The organism is Helicobacter bilis (genome assembly GCF_900198365.1).
GTDB classification, from domain to species: domain Bacteria; phylum Campylobacterota; class Campylobacteria; order Campylobacterales; family Helicobacteraceae; genus Helicobacter_A; species Helicobacter_A bilis_B.
On sequence record NZ_FZMS01000068.1, the window covers coordinates 1 to 22,333 of the forward strand.

Annotated in this window: 19 protein-coding genes and 1 pseudogene; 12 read left to right on the plus strand and 8 right to left on the minus strand. The window is 32.1% G+C overall.

Going from position 1 to position 22,333, the window contains the following annotated elements; all coding sequences use genetic code 11:
* The first annotated feature begins 548 nt into the window (after window positions 1-548).
* The 5 genes and pseudogenes from C6H08_RS12055 (at window position 549) to C6H08_RS08710 (ending at window position 6,399) form a co-directional block, all read left to right on the plus strand.
* The gene (locus C6H08_RS12055) at window positions 549-1,310 is read left to right on the plus strand and encodes a PDC sensor domain-containing protein (RefSeq protein WP_233708547.1); all 762 of its coding nucleotides are present in this window, start codon (window positions 549-551) and stop codon (window positions 1,308-1,310) included.
* 820 nt (window positions 1,311-2,130) lie between these two features.
* Window positions 2,131-2,523: pseudogene (locus C6H08_RS12580) on the plus strand (methyl-accepting chemotaxis protein); the annotation flags it as partial.
* 213 nt (window positions 2,524-2,736) lie between these two features.
* Entirely contained in the window at window positions 2,737-4,389 is a 1,653-nt protein-coding gene (gene dnaG / locus C6H08_RS08700; protein WP_034563569.1) for a DNA primase, read from the plus strand.
* A 229-nt stretch (window positions 4,390-4,618) separates the two neighbouring features.
* Window positions 4,619-5,068, plus strand: a complete 450-nt coding sequence (locus tag C6H08_RS08705) for a hypothetical protein (protein WP_233708548.1) — start codon at window positions 4,619-4,621, stop codon at window positions 5,066-5,068.
* A gap of 296 nt (window positions 5,069-5,364) precedes the next feature.
* Window positions 5,365-6,399: a radical SAM/SPASM domain-containing protein gene (locus C6H08_RS08710; RefSeq protein WP_034579356.1), complete on the plus strand. Its 1,035-nt coding sequence runs from the start codon at window positions 5,365-5,367 to the stop codon at window positions 6,397-6,399.
* 152 nt (window positions 6,400-6,551) lie between these two features.
* Here the strand turns inward: C6H08_RS08710 and C6H08_RS08715 are convergent, their stop codons facing one another.
* The 6 genes from C6H08_RS08715 to tpx all read right to left on the minus strand — a co-directional run bounded on the left by C6H08_RS08715 (window position 6,552) and on the right by tpx (window position 11,010).
* Window positions 6,552-7,214 (minus strand): GyrI-like domain-containing protein, encoded by a 663-nt coding sequence (locus tag C6H08_RS08715; protein WP_034563577.1) that lies wholly within the window; start codon window positions 7,212-7,214, stop codon window positions 6,552-6,554.
* A gap of 174 nt (window positions 7,215-7,388) precedes the next feature.
* Window positions 7,389-7,808 carry a vWA domain-containing protein gene (locus C6H08_RS08720; RefSeq protein WP_052092791.1) on the minus strand — a complete coding sequence of 140 codons (420 nt, stop codon included), beginning with the start codon at window positions 7,806-7,808 and terminating at the stop codon, window positions 7,389-7,391.
* 149 nt (window positions 7,809-7,957) lie between these two features.
* On the minus strand, window positions 7,958-8,080 hold the full coding sequence (locus C6H08_RS12355; RefSeq protein ID WP_267892896.1) for a hypothetical protein: 123 nt from the start codon (window positions 8,078-8,080) through the stop codon (window positions 7,958-7,960).
* 719 nt (window positions 8,081-8,799) lie between these two features.
* Window positions 8,800-9,564, minus strand: coding sequence for a hypothetical protein (locus C6H08_RS08725; RefSeq protein ID WP_034563580.1), 765 nt, complete (start codon window positions 9,562-9,564; stop codon window positions 8,800-8,802).
* A gap of 118 nt (window positions 9,565-9,682) precedes the next feature.
* A complete protein-coding gene (locus C6H08_RS08730; protein ID WP_034579355.1) occupies window positions 9,683-10,102 on the minus strand; it encodes an RrF2 family transcriptional regulator in 420 nt (139 codons plus the stop codon).
* Between the two features lie 407 nt (window positions 10,103-10,509).
* The gene (gene tpx, locus C6H08_RS08735; protein ID WP_034563586.1) at window positions 10,510-11,010 is read right to left on the minus strand and encodes a thiol peroxidase; all 501 of its coding nucleotides are present in this window, start codon (window positions 11,008-11,010) and stop codon (window positions 10,510-10,512) included.
* A 374-nt stretch (window positions 11,011-11,384) separates the two neighbouring features.
* On the opposite strand from tpx, the gene C6H08_RS08740 reads away from it, so the two are divergent.
* Both C6H08_RS08740 and C6H08_RS08745 read left to right on the plus strand, forming a co-directional pair.
* On the plus strand, window positions 11,385-12,158 hold the full coding sequence (locus tag C6H08_RS08740) for a thiazole synthase (RefSeq protein WP_034579185.1): 774 nt from the start codon (window positions 11,385-11,387) through the stop codon (window positions 12,156-12,158).
* Between the two features lie 48 nt (window positions 12,159-12,206).
* Window positions 12,207-13,319 carry a tyrosine-type recombinase/integrase gene (locus C6H08_RS08745; RefSeq protein ID WP_052093080.1) on the plus strand — a complete coding sequence of 371 codons (1,113 nt, stop codon included), beginning with the start codon at window positions 12,207-12,209 and terminating at the stop codon, window positions 13,317-13,319.
* A 1,833-nt stretch (window positions 13,320-15,152) separates the two neighbouring features.
* Here the strand turns inward: C6H08_RS08745 and C6H08_RS08755 are convergent.
* Window positions 15,153-17,177 (minus strand): relaxase/mobilization nuclease domain-containing protein, encoded by a 2,025-nt coding sequence (locus tag C6H08_RS08755; RefSeq protein WP_034565394.1) that lies wholly within the window; start codon window positions 17,175-17,177, stop codon window positions 15,153-15,155.
* 1,204 nt (window positions 17,178-18,381) lie between these two features.
* Here C6H08_RS08755 and C6H08_RS11335 point away from each other — a divergent pair.
* The 4 genes from C6H08_RS11335 (at window position 18,382) to C6H08_RS08765 (ending at window position 20,734) form a co-directional block, all read left to right on the plus strand.
* Window positions 18,382-18,573 carry a hypothetical protein gene (locus tag C6H08_RS11335; RefSeq protein WP_034565400.1) on the plus strand — a complete coding sequence of 64 codons (192 nt, stop codon included), beginning with the start codon at window positions 18,382-18,384 and terminating at the stop codon, window positions 18,571-18,573.
* Between the two features lie 11 nt (window positions 18,574-18,584).
* Window positions 18,585-19,397, plus strand: a complete 813-nt coding sequence (locus tag C6H08_RS08760; RefSeq protein ID WP_034565403.1) for a hypothetical protein — start codon at window positions 18,585-18,587, stop codon at window positions 19,395-19,397.
* 22 nt (window positions 19,398-19,419) lie between these two features.
* On the plus strand, window positions 19,420-19,584 hold the full coding sequence (locus C6H08_RS11340) for a hypothetical protein (protein ID WP_158656847.1): 165 nt from the start codon (window positions 19,420-19,422) through the stop codon (window positions 19,582-19,584).
* A 118-nt stretch (window positions 19,585-19,702) separates the two neighbouring features.
* Window positions 19,703-20,734 (plus strand): type IV secretion system protein, encoded by a 1,032-nt coding sequence (locus C6H08_RS08765; protein WP_158656848.1) that lies wholly within the window; start codon window positions 19,703-19,705, stop codon window positions 20,732-20,734.
* 95 nt (window positions 20,735-20,829) lie between these two features.
* Here the strand turns inward: C6H08_RS08765 and C6H08_RS08770 are convergent, their stop codons facing one another.
* The gene (locus tag C6H08_RS08770; RefSeq protein ID WP_104686171.1) at window positions 20,830-21,357 is read right to left on the minus strand and encodes a hypothetical protein; all 528 of its coding nucleotides are present in this window, start codon (window positions 21,355-21,357) and stop codon (window positions 20,830-20,832) included.
* Between the two features lie 416 nt (window positions 21,358-21,773).
* On the opposite strand from C6H08_RS08770, the gene C6H08_RS08775 reads away from it, so the two are divergent.
* A complete protein-coding gene (locus tag C6H08_RS08775) occupies window positions 21,774-22,325 on the plus strand; it encodes an RDD family protein (RefSeq protein ID WP_034579253.1) in 552 nt (183 codons plus the stop codon).
* Window positions 22,326-22,333: the final 8 nt, after the last annotated feature.

A 22,333-nucleotide genomic window follows, 5' to 3' on the forward strand; every position in this document is an offset into this window, starting at 1 on the left:
CCATACTTCTAAATTATCTGCATATTGCACCACAACAAGAAAATGTGAGTCAAGAGATTTTTAAAAATAATAATGTAAAAATATTCTACATTATTATTTTTTCATAATTAAAATATTAACTATAAAAAATGTTCTTATTATTATATTAATTATGTGCAGGGAGTTATGAAAGCTGTAGGAATAGCAAAATTTTATAGTTGAAATAACTAGATTATGGCAAAAAATATGTGTGATTTGTATTTTTTTAATGTATAATTTCTGCCATTAAAAATAAGGAAAGCTTTATAATCTGGTTATTAATGCGTATTTATAAAAGATTTATGTTTATATAAACATAACTTATTGTAATACTCATTAAAATATTACATTATGTTGCTAAAAGAAGCATAGTTTTGTGTTTCAAAGAAATATTTGTGGTATTTTCGTAACACTTAACTTTGAATATTTTTAGTAACATGTGTATTTAGTTTTCATATTTTTAATGTTTGATTTTTGGCTAATGTTAGGCTAACACAAAGTAGTTGATGGAAAAATTAAGGAGTTAGACTATGTCAAGGAAAATGTCATTAAGTATCGTTATTGTGCTTGTGTTGTGTTTTACCTTTTTTGGTGTAGTGGAGTATGTAAAACAACGCAATATGTTTATTGAGAATAGTATTGCTGAAAACAATAATCGCGTAAAGGTCATGACAACTTATGTTGATATCCTTATGAAAAGGCAGTTTGATTTTGCAGAAAAAGTAGCAAAGGATCTCTCGCGTAATCACGAACAATTCTTCACAAGAAGTAGTTTGCCTGCATATTTACATAGCATGGCTATGGTGTCTGGTGTATTGCAGGTTTATGTGTCTTGGAGTAATGATGGATTCACATATACCGCACCAAAGGCTGAAGAATACAAAGTAAGGACCATGAAATATAGCGATGGTAGGGTATATGATGCAAGAGAGCGTCCATGGTTTCAGCAAGCATTGCAAACACAATCGGTAGGCAATACAGAGCCATATAAAGATGTAAGTAACGGGAATGGCGTTATTACCATATTTGCACCCATTAAGATAGATAATAATGTCGTTGGGGCGGTTGGCGTTGATGTAGATTTAGTTGAGTTTGCTGCAGATATACGCGCAATAAAAACGGATAAAAGAGAAGTTTCTATCTTTAGAGATGTTTTCTATGTGCATCCAAATCAAAGCTTTGTTATGGCAGAGGGTAATCCAGATGCAAAGCATTCACTTTCTGTTGGAAAGGCTGCTGCTAAAAGTGGAGCGCCATTTGATTTCTATCGCATGGGAGAGAGTGAAGAGTGATAAGAAGCATGGAATCTGTCAGCAGTCTTCACTGGATTGGTCTGTATGTATTGTGAGTAGCGAGAACGAATATAAGCCACATTTAATTGGATTATTTTTATCAAATGTTGTGTGGTTTGTGGGTATTATTATCGTTGCTGGGGCAGTTGTCATCTTTGTTGTGCGTAGAAATTTGCAACCATTAAATGTTATAGAATCTGATTTAAGTGCATTCTTTAAATTCCTAAGCTATCAAAGCAAAACACCACCAAAGACAACGCTTATAAAAAATAAAGATGAGTTTGGCAAAATGTCGCATAGAATCAATAAAGAAGTTGAAGAAATCGTTGCATTAAGACATGATGAACAAAGTCTTTTACAAAGCATAAATAATCTTATTGCAGAAGCAAAAGATGGTAGGTTTGGATCTCAAATTGATGTTATAAGCAATAATCCAAACTTGCAAGGCGTTGTTGATGCACTTAATACAATGAGCGGTATTTTAAAGAAAAATATTTGTGCAGATATTGCGCGTATTAATATTGTGCTTGATGCAGTTTCTAAAGAAGACTATTCACAACAGATTAATGAGCCAGTTGGTATTGAAACAGGTATTAATATCGCAATAGCACAATTTGCAAATATGCTAAAAATGAATGCGGGACTAATTGACAAACTTGCAAGTTATAGCAAAAGCTTAGATGATAATACGCGAAACCTACATAAAAGCAGTATGCAGCAAGCACAAAGCGTAGAAGATACAGCTGGTTCGATCGCACATATTACAGAATCTATTGGTAATATTAATGAGCAAAGTAAATCTATCATTAAGCAAAGTGAAGATATTAAAAGTGTGATTGGCATTATTAGAGATATTGCTGATCAAACCAACCTTTTAGCATTGAATGCAGCGATTGAAGCAGCAAGGGCAGGAGAGCATGGCAGAGGCTTTGCAGTTGTAGCCGATGAAGTGAGAAAACTCGCAGAGAGAACGCAAAAAAGTTTGGGTGAGATAGAAGCAAACACTACGATATTAACGCAGGGAATCATGGATATTTCAAGCCTTATTTCTGAGCAAAACGATAAGATATTGCATATCAATGATAATATTTCTGCAATATCACAAGCAACACAGGAAAATGCTGATATAGCTGATAGCACACATGAAGTCGGCGCTAAGATTTATGAGATTGTAGAGAGTGTAAGCACACAATTAGCAAGTAAGAAGTTTTAGTGATACGAATTTATGCTAGATTGATTAATCTAACATCTCTAATATATCTTAAGAACTCTTTAAGATATATCGCCTTAAAAGATAGCCAAAGCCATAAATAAATCATTGAAAAAATAAATTTTTTATCTCACTACATTATACTTATGCTACATATGGGTTATCTCGCCCAAAACTAGCTACAATATCATTTTAGAAACATTAAAGAAGGATAAAATGGCAAGATTCACAGAAGCAAGTTTAGCCCATTTACATGAATCAATTGATATTGTAGATGTTATCACACAATACATTGATGTGCGAAAAGTTGGTGCAAACTTTATGGCATTATGCCCTTTCCATGATGATAAGACACCTAGCATGTCAATCAGTGCGATAAAAGGCTTATATCATTGCCATGCGTGTGGTGCAAGTGGAAATGCAATACGCTTTGTTATGGAATACGAGCGATTATCTTTCCATGATGCAGCTCAAAAAATTGCCGCTTTATTTAATATAACATTAGTCTATGAAAAGGGTTATACTGAAACAAAAAAAAGCAATCTCTTGCCCTCTCTTGCCTTATTCTATCATAATAAGCTTTTCAAACATAATGATATGTTGCAGTATCTTTTTTCACGCGCTATTAATGAAGATTCTATCAATGAGTTTGAGATAGGATATAGCGGCAATAGCTATGATACTTTGAGGTTTATTGACGAACAGAAGCTAAGTCGCAAGGAAGCCATTGAATATGGTGTTTTAACACAGGGAAATGACAGAGATTATGCGCGTTTTGCAAATCGCATTATTTTCCCTATACATTCAAGCACAGGCGTTGTTGTGGGCTTTGGTGGCAGGACTTTAAGTGCTGATAAAAATGTGGCAAAATATCTTAATTCCCCGCAAAGCAAGGTTTTTAACAAGTCAAAGATTCTCTATGGCTATCATCTAGCAAAGCAGATGATTTATAAGCAAAAAAGCATTATTGTATGTGAGGGCTATCTTGATGTGATTATGCTACATCAAGCAGGATTTAAAAATGCGGTGGCGACACTTGGGACGGCTTTAAATGAGGGGCATTTATATCTCTTAAACAAGGATAATCCGCGAATATATATGTGTTATGATGGTGATAATGCAGGGATTAATGCCGCATTTAAAGCAGCAAAATTTCTTTCACAAAATAGCAAAGATGGTGGTGTCATTATACTAAAAGATGGGCTAGACCCAGCAGATATGATCGCACAAAATAAAATAGATCTTTTTAAAGATGCCCTCAACAAGGCAATGCCTTTTGTAGAATTTGTGCTAAGACATATCATTAAAGATTTTGATATAAATAATCCCATGCAAAAGCAAAATGCACTAAAAGTTTGCAAAGAATATTTGCATACCCTTACACCCTTTTTGCAAGATGAATATAAGCAAAAATGCGCTTCATTATTACAGATTAGTCCCATTTATTTAGACATAAAAAGTAAATCTACAAATCATATAGAAATGCCAAAAGAAAGCACAAATAACTTTGCTGAAGAAAGCATTTTATATAATATGCTAGAACATAAAGAGCATTTCTATCTTGCGATTAATTTTCTAACAAAAGAGCATTTCCAAACATATTATGACGAATTTCAACTCATTTGCAATCAGGATTATGATAATGATAGAATCTATGCTTTGCGATTTAAAACGAAGGCAAAGATTCTAAATGACGAAGAGTTTAAAGAACAATTGCGTATATTCTTACTCCAATACGCACAGGATATGCTACCAAAAATTGCGATGTCATCTATTGAATCTAATCTAAAATTCCAGCAAATAAAGGCTTTGCATGAAAATATCGCAAAGCTAAAGGGGGGGGAGCTTGTATCGGTTGGTATGGTGTAGCCATGAAGTAAATTCCAATATTATGTTTTACAACCACACAATGTTCAACATAAACAATAAGAAACCATGTGCCTGGTTTAAAGAAAAGTAAAACATGCTTGACTTTGTTTTTTTTGTAGAATACGCTCTCCAAAGTAAAAGGTTTTTTAAATTCAAGTTAAAGGTTTGTTATATGTATCGCAAAATGGTAAAGGTTGACATACAGATAGGGTGTAGTATAGGTGTTTGCATGAGTTTATCAGGTTGTTTTGAGAAGCCAAAGCCAAATATACCTGAATTTCAACCAAAAGCGTTGAGTGAAAATGCACGAGGGATAACTATGGCAAGCTCTAAGGCATATCATTGCAAGATTGTTGGTGAGATGGAAGGGCATGATGAGGTGAGAGGAAAGGTAAGCCATGTTACAAGAGAGAGAATACGACAGGGTGCGATTAATGATTTGAAAAATGAATTGACTTATGCCATTAAAGATGGACAGAAAATAATGATTCATATTTCAAAAGAGCAAATGAAATGCCGGGCATATCCAGTAGATAAAAAAGGCAAGGTTATCCCAAAATCACATCTTAAAGAAATGGATTGCACAGATTGGGAAGATGTCCCAGAAGATAGAGGGCAAATCATTTCTTACAAAGTGTATGCTGATCTCTATGATTGTGGAGATAAGCAGATTCACTAAACAAAATAGGTGCATTTAATAATGCGGTTGTATGGAACTTTATGGTTTCATATAGCCCTTGCGTATTGTTAGATACGCATTAACACTCACGACTACCCTTTATTTCTATAATATTCCCACTTCCCTTATTTTTGATTCTATATTATCCATTTATGTTTAGCACATTTGATTTTACTTTTTTTTAATATTGGTATTGCGTATTTATAGGCGAAATAATATTGCTTTATATTAAAGATATTTATTAACTATTTGTTTTTTTTGTAAATTGCGGCTTACTTTAAATGAAGAGATAAGCCATGCTGAATAAAGCTGTAAAATCTGTTTATAAAAATATGCCAGCTACTTTTAAAAGAAAGCTTCATAGAGCCATAAGAAGTGAGGGAAATCTATACAACACACAGAATCTAATAGATTCTACAGCTCTATTAAGCACACCAATCACAGACAAAGAATTACAAAAAAAGATTCTAAAAAAGTATCTACAAATTGTAGAAATAGAAATCGCAAGTTTTTGCAATCGCACTTGCTATTTTTGCCCAAACTCACATATTGACAGAAAAAGTAAAAGTATAGAGCTAGATGAAGCTGTATTTCTAAAACTTATTAATAATTTAAGTGAAATTGACTGTGATAAGTTTTTGAATTTTCATAGATTCAATGAGCCTTTGGCAAATAAAGAACTGATTTTAAAGCGTGTGAGACAAGCAAGGGAGAGACTGCCAAAAGCAAGCTTCCGCATTTTTACAAACGGCGATTATGTCTCAAAAGAATATTTTGAAGAATTAAGAGATGCTGGGGTAACACACATATTAATGTCATATTACCCTACAAATAAGGATTATGATAGAGAGAAAGTTATAAAAGCGATGGAGAAAATGCAGCAAAAACTAGGCTTAGAATCCAAACTTATGTGGAATACCTTAGAAGAATATTGCGTGAGTTTTGTCATGGAGGGTTTAGAAATACTTTATCGCTCATGGAATCCAAATGTTACAGGACAAAGTCGGGGTGGCTCACTGGATTTTATGAAGCAAAAACGCAATATTCAATCTGGCTGTTTTCAGTCTGCAATGAGTTTTTATGTAGATTACAATGGGCTTGTGATGCCTTGCTGTCATACACGAAGCGATGAAGAAACACATAAGCCTTTTATTTTGGGTGATTGCAATAAAAATAATATGTTTGAGATATTTTTCTCATCTACATATACAAATCTTCGTAGTGAGCTTTTTGCCAATACCGCTACAACCTGCAATAAGAATATACAAAAGATTTGCCAAGATTGCACAGATAGACGCCGAGAATTGTTTTATGAAATTTCAAACTATTGATGACATATACACTATTTTTTACGATACAAATAGCCCATGCTTCATTAAATATGGTGCTTTATGTGTAGCGTGTTAGAATCTAAGTCATTCCAAAAAGGCATTAAAATTTGTGGATATTAAATAGTGCGAGAACCTTGTAATATCAATTGTTATTAAACTTGTATTTTTCTTACAGGAATACGCAAAATTGTCTTTAACTTATGGGGCGGTGTCTTATTTGGATTATTGAGATATATCTCGTGGTGTAGGCGTGTAAAATCACCCTGCACACTACCAATGTCATTTTGCAAGGCATTACACATCATAAAATCTTTTATTTTCGCAAGACTTTGCGGCTCATCATCATATGAACCTATGTGAAGCATTTGCACACACAAGCCTTCTTCGAAATGGATAAGACTTGCCTTTGTGGAATCTATACCTTTTTTCGCTGCAACTTCTTGTGTGGCGTATTCAAAAATCTCTTGGCTTACAAAATCTGGTTGAGCTATCATTGCTTGCCATTTGAAATGTTCTTTGCTTTCGCCATTCTCTCTGCCCCACCACAAGCCTTCAAGCGGTGGCACGACATATTCCACATAGTTTTTTAAAGCTTTTATCTTTTTGCTCATCTTAATCGTATAGGAGAGAGCATATAAACACTGCAATGCCGACTGATATGCACCATCTGCTTCATTTGGATTTCCACAGCCCTGCACACTTATGAAAGAAAATCTAGGCACAGAAACAAACTGTGGAGTCGGTTTAGGTGCGTAACAATTTTTAAAAACCTTTTTAAAATCAAATTTTTCCTGTGTAGCTTTTTTTGTTGCCATTACTTACCTCATATTTGTATTGTGTAGATTCTAAACCTAAAGAATCTAGAATCTATCCTCCATTGCATACAAAACTTGAGCTTTTTGTGTTCATGTATTATACGCCCAATGTGTATCAAAAAATGTTGTCTCACCTGATTGCCATCTATATCTAAAAGATAGAATCTATTGCCTTTATGCCTTTGGTTTTGCCTTTGTAGCAAGAAAAAGCGTTATAGCCTTTGCTAGGTATTCTGGAGTGCCTTGCATACTAGAGCTTGTATCCACACAGATTATCATCGCTCCTTCATTTTTTGCCATTTTATAATGCTCTTTTTGGATTGTTTCATAGCCTTGCTTTTCAAAGCAAAAAAGGCGGTTTTGAATGTATTTGAGATTAAAAAGCAATTCTAGATTCTCATCTTTTAGCATAGCTAATTCCTGTGGTAAAAGATTTGCTAAATCTCTGCCTAAAGTTACCCCACTCATCTCTTCTTTGTGATTATGCGTTTTTATGCTTTGGTCTATACTGCTATGCTCTATTTTATTGTTTCCATTTTCCTCTTCTCTGCCAAGTAATGCGGCGATTTTACGCAAATCTTTGCTATGTCGCAAGTGCCTAAGATATTTATATGTCTTATCAATGCTTATAAATTTTTATATATAACCTCGACTAAAATCATAACCACTTATGCTTTCACCTTTCTCGCTCTATGCAATCATTATGATAATATTCATTATAAAGTGTTGCGTGATTTCTTCTGTTATTGTGTCAAGATTCCCCTATTATCCTCATCATAATTGCTTAAATTTTCTTTATCATCTTGACTTTGACAAAAGCTATCGCATAAGTCTTTTATGTTAAATCGCTTTGCCACTTCTTTCAAAATATCCCCAACTACACTACTTTTTTTTATAATCTATCCCGCATAATCCACAGATTGTCTTTAAACATTGTAAAGGTTTTAAAAGATAGTCTAAAAATTCTTGCAATGCTTGATGATAGGTTTGTGTAAGCTCTTTTGTGGTGGATTTTAACCATTCACTTTTTTAGCAATTAGAATCTGCTACCAATATTGCAAGACATACTTCCTTGCAGATTTTTGGCTTACCTGTTGATTGGGTATTGATCCAACATAGCTTTATGCGTGGGATTAAATTATATATCTTCTCTTAATTCTATACTATCTTGCAAGACTATGTCATCACAAGATTGCATATTTTTGCATTTGTTTGGTTTTTGGATTATGTTCTAAAATCTAATAAGTGAAATTATAATATGCGCTTTTGATAGCGTTATGACAAATAAATGATTTTTGCAAGAAGGTTTTGAGAAAATTTTGTACAATCATTATATGTTGATAGTTTTGTAAAGAATGCTTGAAAACCAAAATGTCTGGTATTGTAAACCAGTAACTAGATTCCAAAGTCAAATTTCATAAGTCTCGTATGAAAAACGATGCGCAGTCAAGTATAACTTCATAACCTAAAGATTGCGTACTTACAATTTTGAACAACGACACAGAGTTTCACATAGTAACTTAGCAAAACAAAACATTAAAATCAATTGTATATGATTAACCTGATAAGATTTCAAAAAAAGAATCTAACCTCTAAGATTAAGAATATATGAAGGCTCAAAAGATTCTAAATCCCATAAAGGTTCATTTTGACCCACATCAATTTGTATCTCATCAAACCCTTGCAAATCATTTAGCCTATTTTCAAGAATCTTTTTCACCTTTTCACTCATCACACAAAGTCGCAAACACACATTATTGTCTTCACTTAGCGATACAATGCCGCTTATCTCACCCAAATGATGAAAAATGCTATAAAATTCTAAAAATTCCACTTGTTTTTTAAGCTGCACTAAGCTTTCTTTGCCATCATCCTCTTTTATCACCATGCTAAATACGCCATTTTGCAAAGCAATAAGCAAGTTTGATAACTCTAAAAACTCCTGCTTACTTGTCGCAAGGGGTAATCTCTCTAGTAAAAACTCTTTAAAAACAGATTCTAGTGTGCTGCCGCCCTTATGCGTTTCGCTCAATAATTCTTTTAAGTCATTTGAGCTTAATTTAAGCTTTGCATGTGCTAGATTCTCCAGCATTTTTGGCTGCTTAATAAGATCTGAAATGAGTAAGCCATCTTTGCCTTGCTTAACATTTGCCCAATAATTTGTACCAACTTGAAGTTCTTTGTTGCTTTGTGTTTCAATGATGAGTTTTCCAAGCTGCACGAGATATTTATCAGCACCTTTTTTATCAAGTATGCGTAAAAGCATAGGCAAAGTAGCATTTATCTCTTTATTGCCTGTGGTTGTTGCCATTTGACTTAATAGGCTTTGAATGTGTGTTGGCTGTATCATACCCACCCTTTTTCACTGATAGTAACATATCGGCATACACTTGTGGTTTATAAAATGAAAGTAATGCTAGATAAGTCTCGCATTAAGTTGCTATTTTAATAATTTTTATAAAATATAGTTACAAAGAATCATCTATCTGTAATAAATCTTGTAAGCTATATTTTTGAAACTCTTGCATGAAGGCATCTTTTGCTTTATGAATGATTGATTTGAGATTGCAATTGATTTGATAAGGGCATTCCGTGTGTTTAGAATTATGCTTCAAACACTCAACAAAATCAGTATTTATCTCTGTGTAAAGCAGCACATCAGCAAGCCCAATATCCTTTGGCTTTTTAGCAAGTTTTATGCCACCTTCCCGCCCCCTAAAAGTCTTTATAAACTGACCTTTTGATAGTTTGTGGATAATTTTTTTGAGATGATTCTGTGAGATTTTAAGCTCGCTTGCCATGTTTTCTATAGTGTTTAATGTATTATTGTGCTGTGCGAGATAGATTAATGCCCGAAATGAATAATCGCTAAACTTTGATAACTGCATATTGCTTCCTTGTATGTATTTTGGCGTGTTGTTTAAGTATGAAATATTATCGTTTTATTTTGTGATTTTCAAACTTTAATAACGCTGTGTTATTGTGTAGCATAAAATTTTTACATATATTTACATATTATATAAAATATAGAATCGATTGCCGAAATATTAGTTTCATTTTTTTAGTGTGTCTCAACTTGAAGTTATGTGTGCCATTTGATTATTTTAGATTCACACTTTGATATTAAAGTATTGGATGGGGGTAGTTTCAGAATCTCAGATATCTCGCCTAGTCAATGCAACATATAGTAAAATTACATTATGCTATCCACTATTCGAACACAAACCCCATTTTAGAATCCATGTGAGATGTCTTGCATACACCCGATACAACTAGTTTCTATGAAGCTTAAAACTTACCCCTTCACTACTCCAAGTGCTTTTTGATAGTCTGGCTCATTTGTGATTTCTTCGCATACTTCTACATAGGCGATTTTGCCTTGTGGATCTACCACAATCACCGCACGAGTAAGCAGTCCTGCAAGTGGAGAAGATTCTAAAATCAACCCATACGCCCTGCCAAAGTCTTTTGCTTTAAAATCACTAAGTGCTATTACATTCTCAACGCCTTCAGTGCTACAGAATCTGCCTTGTGCAAAAGGTAAATCCAAAGATACAACATACACCTTCGCATTTGCTAGTTTCGCTGCTTCTTCATTAAATTTACGCGTTTGTGTCGCACATACACCTGTATCAAGGCTTGGCACGACATTGATAATTTGACAGCCTCCACTTGCACCACCTACTTCTACTTGTGATAAGTCTTTAGCTACAAGAGCTACTTTTGGGGCATTATCGCCAACTTTAATTGTATTGCTACTTAGTTTTGCTGGAGTGCCTTTAAATTTTACTTCCATGATTTGTCCTTTTAATATAATATAATGTATATCCCCCAACTCTAGTTTTGGTCGCTAAGGGATATGTGGCATTCTATCAAAAAGATGTCAAGTTTTTTTTTGTATATTATGATTTGTATTTATCATAAATATTAGCTTAAAAATTGCATTTTCCGTAGGTTATGTAGCATTATAATTCTATGACATGATTGCTAATAATATAAGTTATATTTTATCTTATTATTATCTAATAAAAATTACAAATATCGATACTTAAAAATAAGGCAAATCGTTTTTTTTTTTTTTGTAGTTTGCGGCACTGGTTATTGTTGATTCTGTGTTATAATACAATCACTTTATTCCAAAACTTTTATTGCATTCTTAAGGATTACAAAATGTCATTAGTTATTGCAGGGAAGAGCTTTCACTCCCGTTTGATTGTAGGTAGCGGAAAGTATGAGAGCTTTGAGATTACAAGAGAGGCGACACTTGCAAGTGGTGCTGAGATGATAACCGTTGCGGTTAGACGCGTGAATATCTTAGATAAAAATGCACCAAATCTAATGGACTATTTTAGGGATACCAATATTTCATTTTTGCCAAACTCTGCTGGTTGCGCCACTGCAAGAGAAGCGGTGAGTATGTTTGAGCTTGTGAGAGAAGGCACTGGGATTGATTTTATCAAGCTAGAGATTATCGGTGATACGCAAAAGACGCTTTATCCTGATGTGATAGAAACACTAGAAGCGACAAAGATTCTAGCAAATAAAGGCTTTAAGATTCTAGTCTATACAAATGATGATCCTATTATGGCAAAAAAGCTAGAGGACGCTGGGGCTGCAGCGATCATGCCACTTGCTGCACCTATTGGCAGTGGGCTTGGGGTGCAAAATCGCTTTAATGTTATGTTTATAAAAGAAGCGGTGAAAATCCCTGTGATTGTAGATGCTGGTGTGGGCTGTGCTAGTGATGCGGCTATCGCTATGGAGCTTGGGGCAGATGGTGTGCTAAGTAATACTGCCATAGCACAAGCAAAAGATCCAGTGAAAATGGCAAAAGCTATGAAACTTGCAGTTGAAGGCGGTAGATTAAGCTATGAAGCTGGCCGCATAGCAAAGAAGCCATTTGCCACTGCAAGTTCGCCAACAGATTATATGCCGGCTCTTTAGCTGTTTTGTTTTAAAAGTTTTAAAGATAATTGTTATAAGGAATTCATTATGTCTTATCCACTCAATCGAGAATCATTTGATATTTCATTGCGATTTTGGTTGGAGCGATTTTTTTATGCAAAGCTTGTTGGATTAACCGCACATAGAGTAAAAGATAAAGCGGTATTCGCACAGGTTATTCAAGATATACAAAGTGGGGGACTAAACTCAATCGATGAGATTCGATCTATTTGCAAAAGAGCGAGAAAGATAGGTTTGCTAGGCATTAATACTTATGCAAATCCACTTTTTACATTTTATGAGTATTGTATGCGGCTTGGATTCTCGGATATGCGTGAGATACATGTTGAGAATGTGCAAGAGTTTTTAAGCATTTATACGGCAAATCTAAGTCTTACAACAATACGCAATTATCAGTTTGCCTTGACAAACTTTTTTGATTTCATACAAAAGCAAAATACATTAGAAAATGGTGCAGCCCATGTCTATAATATGGACATCGTGCTATCTAAGCGATCGGTATCTCATGATTTACCCGAGTTTTTAACGGAAGCGGAGTTAAATGCGTTTTTAAACGCATTAAAAAGCTATGACATTAAGCAAAAACATATAAATTCAGTTGTGCGACTTAGAAATCAGCTCATCATTCTAATGATTGTGTATAGCGGTGCGCGTGTGAGTGAGATACTTGAGATTGGTTATAAAGATGTGTCTTTGGAGGGAGATTATTATGTATTGCGTTTGCGTGGTAAGGGTAATAAAATGCGTATTGTCTTTATCGCAAAAACGCTGATAGAAGAATATTATAATAACTGGGTAGCCATGCGTGCGACTTTTCCACATGTAGCTGATGATATGCCATTATTTGTTAATAAAAAGTTTCATGTCCCTGCACAATCTTATATTTATGTGGTTATTGAGAACTTGCTTTTAAGTGCGGGTATCCGTAAGGCGAAAAATGGAGCGCATTTATTACGACATAGCTTTGCAACTATGCTTTATAATAAAAGTAAAGATCTCATTTTAGTGCAAGAAAGCTTAGGACATAGTAGCGTTGAGACAAGCAGAATCTATACACATTTTGATAATCAACGATTAAAATATGCAGCAAATGTAATCTCAAATATTGAGAATAGCATTAACAATGGGGGGGGGGGGTAAGTCTTTAGATTCATGATGGCTATAATTTGCCTAATATATTAAGCTGCTATCTTTATGTTTTTAATGGCTGTGAAGTGTTTTAGTGTTCTGAACTAGCGAAGCATATAGCTAAACCTAAATCTCTTTATGTAATCCTTGCATATTTATATGTTGTATTTGACCTCATAAAGCACCGTAACGAAACATTGTAAAATTATCGTTTTTGTCAATACTTTATTCCAGACTCAATCAAACATGATTGGCTTATGATTAACTTGTAATAAACATATGATTGAATTATGCAAGCAGTGTTAAGTGTTATTGGGTGCATTAATGCGGCGATGCTTATGACTTTATTTTGTATTGTTTGCATGTGTTGCAAATGTTAGATTATTGGTTTAAGGTTAAATGATTAAGGCTTTATTGCATATTGCTTTATGGCTTTGCATGTATAGCCAATAACTTTGTTGTATGCCGCACAAGAGCCAACAAGCATAAGCAGTCAAAGCATACATAAACACCAGCATGCACATTACATACGCATATACTCACATGTAAGCATATATATATATATGCTTACACACAAACTCCTAAAAGTCCATTCTTATTTCATTGGCATTTAAGGTTTTTTGTGTTGATTATTGTAAAGTTTGCAAGTGCCACATCATTTAGTATTTAATAATTTGATTTCTATATGTTAATGCCATAAGAGTCTATATTAGTCATTGCCCAAATTATTGCTATATCAACATAACTAAATATTGCTTATACTGCCCACTTTACTATCACACGCAAAGCTATCATTAAGTATTAATTCTGTATGTAGCGTGTTAGTTTCATTACTTGCTTAAAGTAGCATTACAAGCCATTAAGTCGTTATATATATCATTTACATTCTTATCCTCTGCGATACTTGCAAAAAATCATTATCTAAAATTAAGTTGCCGCTATCCAGCATAACATTGCTATTGAATACATCATTATTTGCATGTAGTAAATCATTGCTTGCTTGTAATATAGCACACTGGTGCCTTGTAGTCGTTTTTAGTGTTATCAGTGCTTAAAACTTCATTAAACATATCATTTTAACTAATTTGTCTATATTGTGTAAATTGCAATGATTGCTACACTCACACAGAATATACAGAATGTGATTATTGCAATAATTGTGTATTGTTGCTTAGCGTATCACGCCGTTTTATAGTTAGCAATTTTTGAATATTGTTATAAAAAGCCTTGCTAGCAAATATCAAATATCTTAACACATTTTAATATAAATTATGGCAAAAATATAAGAAGTAATCAATAAAGCATATAGCAAATAAAAACAAGACAATAAAAAGTTTTTCGCATGGAAATTTTACATAATCAAGTAAAGTATTATTGGGCTTACAAAGTTATCAATATGTTTTTAAGCATATCATATAAGGCTTTTTTGCTTTGTATACCAATCCGTGTAATATATAAAATAAAAGTTTTTTAATGACTGGACAACATTGCAAACACTTCTATCAATCGAAAAAAGACAAATCAAGCATATAGGTAATAATATTATAAAAATTTGCTGGTTTGTTCTTCCTTTTAAATCAATATCTCTTTATTTTTTTACCCTTATTAATCCTTATTTGCTTTTAGCTTTGACTATTTAGATAACAGCATTAAGCACACAAATATAGCATAAGTAATAATATGTCTCATATATAAACTATCCTTAGTGTCATTAAATCTAACTTGCCTTTACACTTATAAAATGCTTGTCTTGCAATATTATATTTTATGCAAATATTACTCACACTATCAATACAAGCTATATAATCAATCAAAGCATTAGCAAGTATGTTATTATTGTTTACCTTATAACTTTGTATAACTTTGCTTAGTGTTATTGTGCTTTGCAATGTTTGCATACGGAGCCACACATAAAAGCATATTAAAGCCTTTGCAAACACACAACACGCTTAATAACTCCAGCATGTAGTAGCCTTGATTAATGTTGGGGTAAAAATCATCTATGGCAGTGTTATATTGTTTAGCAAATGAATTTTCTAACTCACCACTTAAAGCTTTTTTCAAATAATGTTCCTTTAAGGGTATATCATCATTGAAATCAAATTCCTTTGCATACCATTCTACAAATTGCCTATAAAATTCCTTACTCTCTTTTAATTGTGATTCAGGTAACTCTTGCAACTCTTTTGGAGTATCTTTTGAAACATTTTGTGTTGCAGTAATATCCTTTTTCTCTTTTTCTTTTTGCCTTAAATACACCATATAATCAAGTAACCCGCTGTCATTATATTGTATAAAATATTGTTCTATCGTATTATTCTTAGCCTTTTCAGTTAAACTCTTTCTAATATAATCAGGGCTTGAAAATTTATTCTGTTGTATATACCACTCAATAAAATCTTTATAGTATTGTAACTTATCTTGTTGTTCTTGTTTCTGTTTAAATTCAGCTTGTTTTTTTACCATATAAGTATCTATTTTATCTTTCAATTCATTCTTATCATTTTCACTCATTTGATATTCTTTGTTATCTAAATAAGTAACAAGTGCAATAAACTCTTTGTGATAATAATTCAATGTTTTGAGGCTATACTTACTCCATTCATTTTCATTTGTAAGAATACTTTCATAATGCAAAAGCTTTTCATTAACAATTTTATCTAGCACAACACTATTTTCTTTAAGCGTATTGAAGTAATTATCATAAATCTTAGAATCGGTAAGAGCATATTTATCCATATTATGCAAACTTCTCATCTTTTTATCTAAATTTTTACATGCATAGATAAGACTAAAAGTATTTGTATGTATATTAAAATGCTTCAATAAAAGATTATCAAATTGTTCTTGCATTGATAAATTTTTTTCTAAAGCTTTTTGTTCCTCTCGTATTTGATTTTGTATATTCCTAGCAACATCTAATTGAGATTTTGTAGCACCTCTTGTATGTTTAAGTATAAAATCTAAATATCTCTCTTTAGCTTTAGTAACTAATGCTTTATCATCTGTATCTTTTGAAAATTCTTGCCTATGGTATCTTGCTTCTCTCTCTACTTCTCTAATATGTTTATCAATAGAATTATAATCTTTAGATAATAATCTTTTTTCATGGCGTTTTGCTTTTATAGTTTTACTTATCTCTTTAATCTGTTTTAATGCAAAAAACATAACAGATTTATCAGGGTATTGCGGAATACTATCAAACAAAGCCCCTATTGCTTTTTTATCCTTTTTATTTGAAGTTAGAATCTTTTCTACTTCTTTTAAAACCTTTGATTTTTCTACATGAAAATATAACTCTTGTAATTTTATATCATCAATTATATTTTGTAACTCATCTCTTTGCTTTTGTAAATCTTTTAAATCATCATTTAATATATCAGTCTTTTTGCTTATACTATCTCTTTTTTTAAGTAATCTATCTCTATCTTTATCTAATTGTTCTATCGTATCTTTATAATAATCATTATGCCCTATGGTATCTAAAAAGCTAGATTTACTTAATATACTTTCTCTCTCTACTCTTTGTGCGTGAGAATAATATAAACCATGAGAGTTTAGAGCCATTGCAAAATCATTTTTAATATCAGTAAAAAAATCTCTAATATCACTTTTTTCTTTAAAATGAAGTTTCTTATGTGTAATCATATTTCTTTTATTAACAACTACATGTATATGCGGATTATTTTGATGAGTATGCAACACTTGAATATATTTATGTGCGTAAAAATGTTTTTCTAATACAGCCTTAACACTCTCTTGTAAAGCTTTTATATTTCTATCAGTTAGTTCCTCATTGATAGAAAAACATAAATGCCAACTATCTTTAGAATTTTTATGAGTGCCAAAATCATTTTTCCAATCACTCATTATTTCTTTAAGAGATACAGAATTTCCAAGTTCATCAATGGCATAGCTTGAATCAGAATGTCTAATAACATAACTAATAGCGTTATATGTCCCTCTTTTATCTAAATTAGAGAGTGTTTTTACAACAACTTGCCTTGAAATGTCTAGCAGGTCGCTTACAAAAAATAAATAACTATCCTTAGCTTTTTCGTGTGGAATTTTAGGGTATCGTTTTTGTATTCTAGTATCTTTATCCTCCCAAAAAAAACATATTTATCTTTTTGCATATTCTCAAATGCTTTAAAGACTAAATCAAATTGTTTATATGGACTATAAGACATTGAAACTATTCCTTAAAAATATACCAATAAAGCCATGTAAAACTCCATAAACACAGCATTAAATTCAAATATACCCATTATAACAAAATAAGAGTAAGTTTTAACACAATATTTTAGTCAGTAGTAGTGGCAGGATAACCCTTTTGTATATACAAATATAGGGGGAAACTTCGTGTGGTAGGGCATTCAAGCTATATATGTTTTTTATCATATTTTTTGTGATAAAAAGCAAATAGAATAAGGAAAATATCTTATACAAGCAATATTTTTTGATACAAGTAAAATCTATATACACGCAATATTTACTTTCTAAACTTGAAATATGAAAATCACTTCATACACGCTAAATGTATTCATACAAGCAAATGACACTCAATACAAGAAAAATTTTTAAATACACGCTTTAAATATTTACATGAGAAGTATTTATTCAAACATACAAGTTCTATCTTTGATACATGCCAATATTATAAAAATATACAAGTAAAATTCACATTCATACGAGCAACATTTTTGATACAAGAAACATAGATTTTTGTTGATATTTTTTGATTAATTTTACATGTAATTTTTTCTTGCATATAAAAAAAATATATAAAGAAATATATAATTTTTTCAAAAAAATAGCCACTTTTTAATCAAAAAATACACGCAAAATTAATTTTTTTCATACCAGCAAACTCCCTTATACAAGTAGTTTCATCACTTAAAAAATAATGGTAACAAAATACATACGCAAAATTTCTGTTTTTTGTGTCAATCTTTAATAGTAGTTTTTGAATTTTTACCAAAGGATACAACATATTAAAAAATATTAAAAATGTGATAGCAAAAATCAAGTCTAGCACAAAAAGAAATCTTGCCATACTCTTTTGTTTTTTACTATGCACCCCCATTGCATTTGCAGACTTAGGAAATCTAAAAGACAAGGTAACACAAGAGATGGCAATATTTGTGCGGGATTAAAGCTAGATGGTATAAGTTATGCAGGTGCTACGCAAGATAATGAGCTAGAATTAGCACAAACAAGAATGCGATTTTTTAATAGATTAGATCAGGATATGTCCAGCAGTTAAAAGATATTATGATGTATGAAAAGCAATTAGAACAAATGGGGATTGACTTGGGTGCAATTAATAGTATGCTAGATTCACTCAAAGGAGGTTGGGACGACTTAACAAATATGGCAGAAAATTTAGGAAATCTCAATAACTTAGAGAATGTGTTTAGTTCAGCAAAATCACAATGTGAGAGTCTAAAAAGCTTAAATCAAAACTTTGCAAATTTTATAAGCAAAACTTCAAAGGAATTAAAAGGCGTTTTAAAAGAAAATGCAGAGGCTCAAGCATGTTTAGAAGCATTAAGCAATATGCAATATATGGAAACAATTACTAGAGATATGACAACAGAGGCACAACAAGCCTTAATCAATGGCAACAAAGAACAATATGTAGAGAAAATGAAGCAAGTGCATGAGTTTAGACAACAAGCAACAAATAGAAAGGTAGATAGGCAATTAGATGCCATTCAAAAAGTCAATAGGACATATTCACAATATTCAACAGGGCAAAAATCAAAAAAGAAAGCCCTAGACAATCAAATGAAAGATATTCAAAAATCCATGAGAACAATCGCAGGTAAAACAGAAAAAGAGAAAATAGAATTAGGATTAGAATTACAACAAACAATGCTTAATGTTATGTTGCAACAATATGACTTAATGCAAAATACAAGTGCAATGCTTGCAACAATATTTGAAGTCAATTCACAAAAACCAATCGATGAAAACAATAAACCTCAAAAAAAGCTAAAGAGTGATTTTTATAACAAGCTAGATAAAACAAAAGATTATGATAAAGACCCTTTAGGATTACCAAAATTTAAAGCTAAGAAAGATTAAAGGATAAAAAGAAAGGATACCTATGGAAGCAATGTGGAATGCAGTTAAACAATTTTCATTTGAAATGGCAATGAAATTCTTCCCAGACTTACAAATGTTAGTCGTAATAGCATTAATCCTTTTTCTAGCATGTAGTGGTGGAACTATGGGGTTTATTATAAGATTTATAATAAAAAAACTAATGTAGAAAAAAATAAAAAAGGAAACAAAAAATGGCAACTGAAGTAAATGTCTATTCTAAAGTCGTAGGGCTTATGAGCCAAGTATTAAGCGGAGTGCAAGCAAATATATATGGATACGCACAAATGGTATGGAATAATGCCTTATCTCAAGTTTTATTAGCAGTATGTGCGTGTGTTTATGTATATCTAAAAATAGCAGGTGGAAATGAATGGAATAGGAATGACTTTAAGCAGATAGGTATATGGCTAATAACCTATGTATTTTTAACTGCAATATTTGCAAATTATAATAATTATTTAGGCTTTATAGGCGTTGTAGAATTACCCATAGAATACTTGTATCAAGGTATTAAAAATGGGGGAGGTTCAGCATTAAACCTAGATAAAGGAATAAGTGAAACAATTCTATCAACATCAAGCATATTTGATGCAATAAAATTCAATATGGATAATATAGGGACATCAATAGTTATGCTTATAGTTGCTTTATTAACATTCTTAGTTATCTATGTGTTTGTTATATTTTTAGTCATTTTTACAATACTAATTAAATTTATGAGTTCATTAATTTTAGGATTATGTCCTTTATTCATTCCATGCTTAATCATAAAACAATTTAGAGGATATTTTTTCAGTTGGTTAAAACTTTATGCAAGTATTGCATTGCAAGCACCATTTGTATTTTTAGTAGGAGGGGTTATTTTTAATGGAAATAAATCCATAATAGAACAGGCAGGATTAGCAGAAAATATGTCAGCCTATGAAGCAATAGCTACAATGATAACACCAATAGTTATAACTCTAATAGGTATTGCAGCTTTAGCTAAGATTCCAACATGGACTCAACAAATCATAGGAAGTGGAGATGGAAATCATAGCACAGGACTTACAGCAATGGCACAAACAGCAGGAGCAATGGGAAGCAAGGCATTAGGAAAAACAATGGAGGGCAAGGCAAAAGGAGCAAGCTTAGGCAGAGCGGCACTTGCAGGTATAGCTTCAATGATACCTGTGGGTGGAGAACATTTAGCTAATAAAATACTAGGAGGAGGTAATAAACCTAATCCACAACCAGATAATAAAGATGATAAAAAAAGTGATGATGGAAAAATGGAGGCAAAAGCTACACCGCACCAACCAAAACCAAAAAAATAAAATAACAAAGTATTCTTATAGCTTTATAATGTTTTAAAATAAGGCTATAAGATTAAATTAAAGGATAAAAATAAAATAATAAGATTGAAAATAAACTACAAGCCAAGTTGCTTTTTCATTTTTTCAGCTTGCTCGTGTCTTTCTTTTATTTTCTTTTTTTCATCATCAGTACAGAATACTAAATCTTCTTGTATATTCTTTTTACCAAAATACAAAATATCATCATTAGGGTGGGTAATCCTATCAGCACTAATACAAGGCTTATCTTTTGTGAAAGGGCAACCTATACCCACATAAACAAACTTATCTTTTTCTTTTTCAACGATAAATTTAATGTAATAATAGTCATTAGGATAGGCACTTGTTCTTTTTTCATCTTTGTAATCATACAAAGAGTATTTTCTATAATTAAAATTAGGCACAGGCTTGAAATCGTCATCATACCGCAATCCTTTAGCAACACCTACAAAAGATACAGGGTCATATATTTTAGAATTGGGATACATCTCTTTAACTCTTTCTAATGCCCTTTTTTCTATATCCATATCAGCTACAAACTCTTTATAATCATTACCGCCACCACATGCAATAAATACACTAGCTAAAGCACCACAAATAAACAATTTACCAAAGTTTTTAAACTCATCTTATATCCTTTATGTTTAGAATTGAAACATAATTATACATTAACATCTTAAAAATTACATATAATTTTACATATAAAAACAAAATTTATAATTTTTAGGATATAATGCAAGGAGTAAAGAGAGTTAATTGACACACTACAATATATGAAAATACCGCACAATCGCAAATTCGTAGATTCTAGAGTCTAGCGATTGCTCTATAGAAGGAAAGCAGAGCATCTGATGGAGACTAGACATAAGATATTTTACTTACAGCCAAAATGACAATAAATCTAGATTCTAATAGCTATTATGACATGGCGATATGTCTAGTATAGATTCCATAAGAATCTAGCCCTAAAGATTATGAACCAAAGGCGATAAAATAAGATTATAAAAAAGTAGGAAAGGTTATGGATAGATTAGAAAAAGATTTATTTAGAGAAAATATCAAGATAGCACCGCTTAGTTTAAGAATTGGTGCGTATTTGATTGATATGATTCTATTAAGTCTTGTTATTACGCTATTTTTTTCACAAGCGCAGCAAGAAAGATTAGTGCTTGCAAAAGAGACGATTGAAAAAACTTATAGTTTGCCAAACACGCAAACAACGCTAAATAGCACGACAGATAATAGCAAAATACTAGAAGATATGCGTAAAACTTCAAAAGAAGCCTTTGAGATACTATTGCTTTATATGGCGATATACATTGGGCTAGAGATTGTGTATTATTTCTTCTTTGTGTATTATTATGGGGCGACTTTAGGGCAGATTATATTGCGTATAAGGGTTGTGGATATTCATCGTTTTGATAAGCCAAGTTTGCATGTAAGCATGAAAAGAGCGATAATAAAATGTATCTTTGGAGCGGTGCTTTATGTTGGGTTTATTGTGGCATTTGTGGATAGATTCTATCGTGCGTTGCATGATAAAATGAGTCATACCATCGTGGTTACGGCATAGAGTTTCTT

Bases quoted from the DNA above. Each gene is read 5' to 3' on its own strand.
- C6H08_RS08775 (WP_034579253.1), top strand. From the start codon at position 21,774: ATGGATAGATTAGAAAAAGATTTATTTAGAGAAAATATCAAGATAGCA.
- C6H08_RS11340 (WP_158656847.1), top strand. From the start codon at position 19,420: ATGGAAGCAATGTGGAATGCAGTTAAACAATTTTCATTTGAAATGGCA.
- C6H08_RS08765 (WP_158656848.1), top strand. From the start codon at position 19,703: ATGGTATGGAATAATGCCTTATCTCAAGTTTTATTAGCAGTATGTGCG.
- C6H08_RS08740 (WP_034579185.1), top strand. From the start codon at position 11,385: ATGTCATTAGTTATTGCAGGGAAGAGCTTTCACTCCCGTTTGATTGTA.
- C6H08_RS08705 (WP_233708548.1), top strand. From the start codon at position 4,619: ATGAGTTTATCAGGTTGTTTTGAGAAGCCAAAGCCAAATATACCTGAA.
- C6H08_RS08760 (WP_034565403.1), top strand. From the start codon at position 18,585: ATGTATGAAAAGCAATTAGAACAAATGGGGATTGACTTGGGTGCAATT.
- C6H08_RS11335 (WP_034565400.1), top strand. From the start codon at position 18,382: ATGCACCCCCATTGCATTTGCAGACTTAGGAAATCTAAAAGACAAGGT.
- C6H08_RS08715 (WP_034563577.1), bottom strand. From the start codon at position 7,214: ATGGCAACAAAAAAAGCTACACAGGAAAAATTTGATTTTAAAAAGGTT.
- C6H08_RS08730 (WP_034579355.1), bottom strand. From the start codon at position 10,102: ATGCAGTTATCAAAGTTTAGCGATTATTCATTTCGGGCATTAATCTAT.
- C6H08_RS08745 (WP_052093080.1), top strand. From the start codon at position 12,207: ATGTCTTATCCACTCAATCGAGAATCATTTGATATTTCATTGCGATTT.
- dnaG (WP_034563569.1), top strand. From the start codon at position 2,737: ATGGCAAGATTCACAGAAGCAAGTTTAGCCCATTTACATGAATCAATT.
- C6H08_RS08710 (WP_034579356.1), top strand. From the start codon at position 5,365: ATGCTGAATAAAGCTGTAAAATCTGTTTATAAAAATATGCCAGCTACT.
- tpx (WP_034563586.1), bottom strand. From the start codon at position 11,010: ATGGAAGTAAAATTTAAAGGCACTCCAGCAAAACTAAGTAGCAATACA.
- C6H08_RS08755 (WP_034565394.1), bottom strand. From the start codon at position 17,177: ATGAGTGATTGGAAAAATGATTTTGGCACTCATAAAAATTCTAAAGAT.
- C6H08_RS08725 (WP_034563580.1), bottom strand. From the start codon at position 9,564: ATGATACAGCCAACACACATTCAAAGCCTATTAAGTCAAATGGCAACA.
- C6H08_RS12055 (WP_233708547.1), top strand. From the start codon at position 549: ATGTCAAGGAAAATGTCATTAAGTATCGTTATTGTGCTTGTGTTGTGT.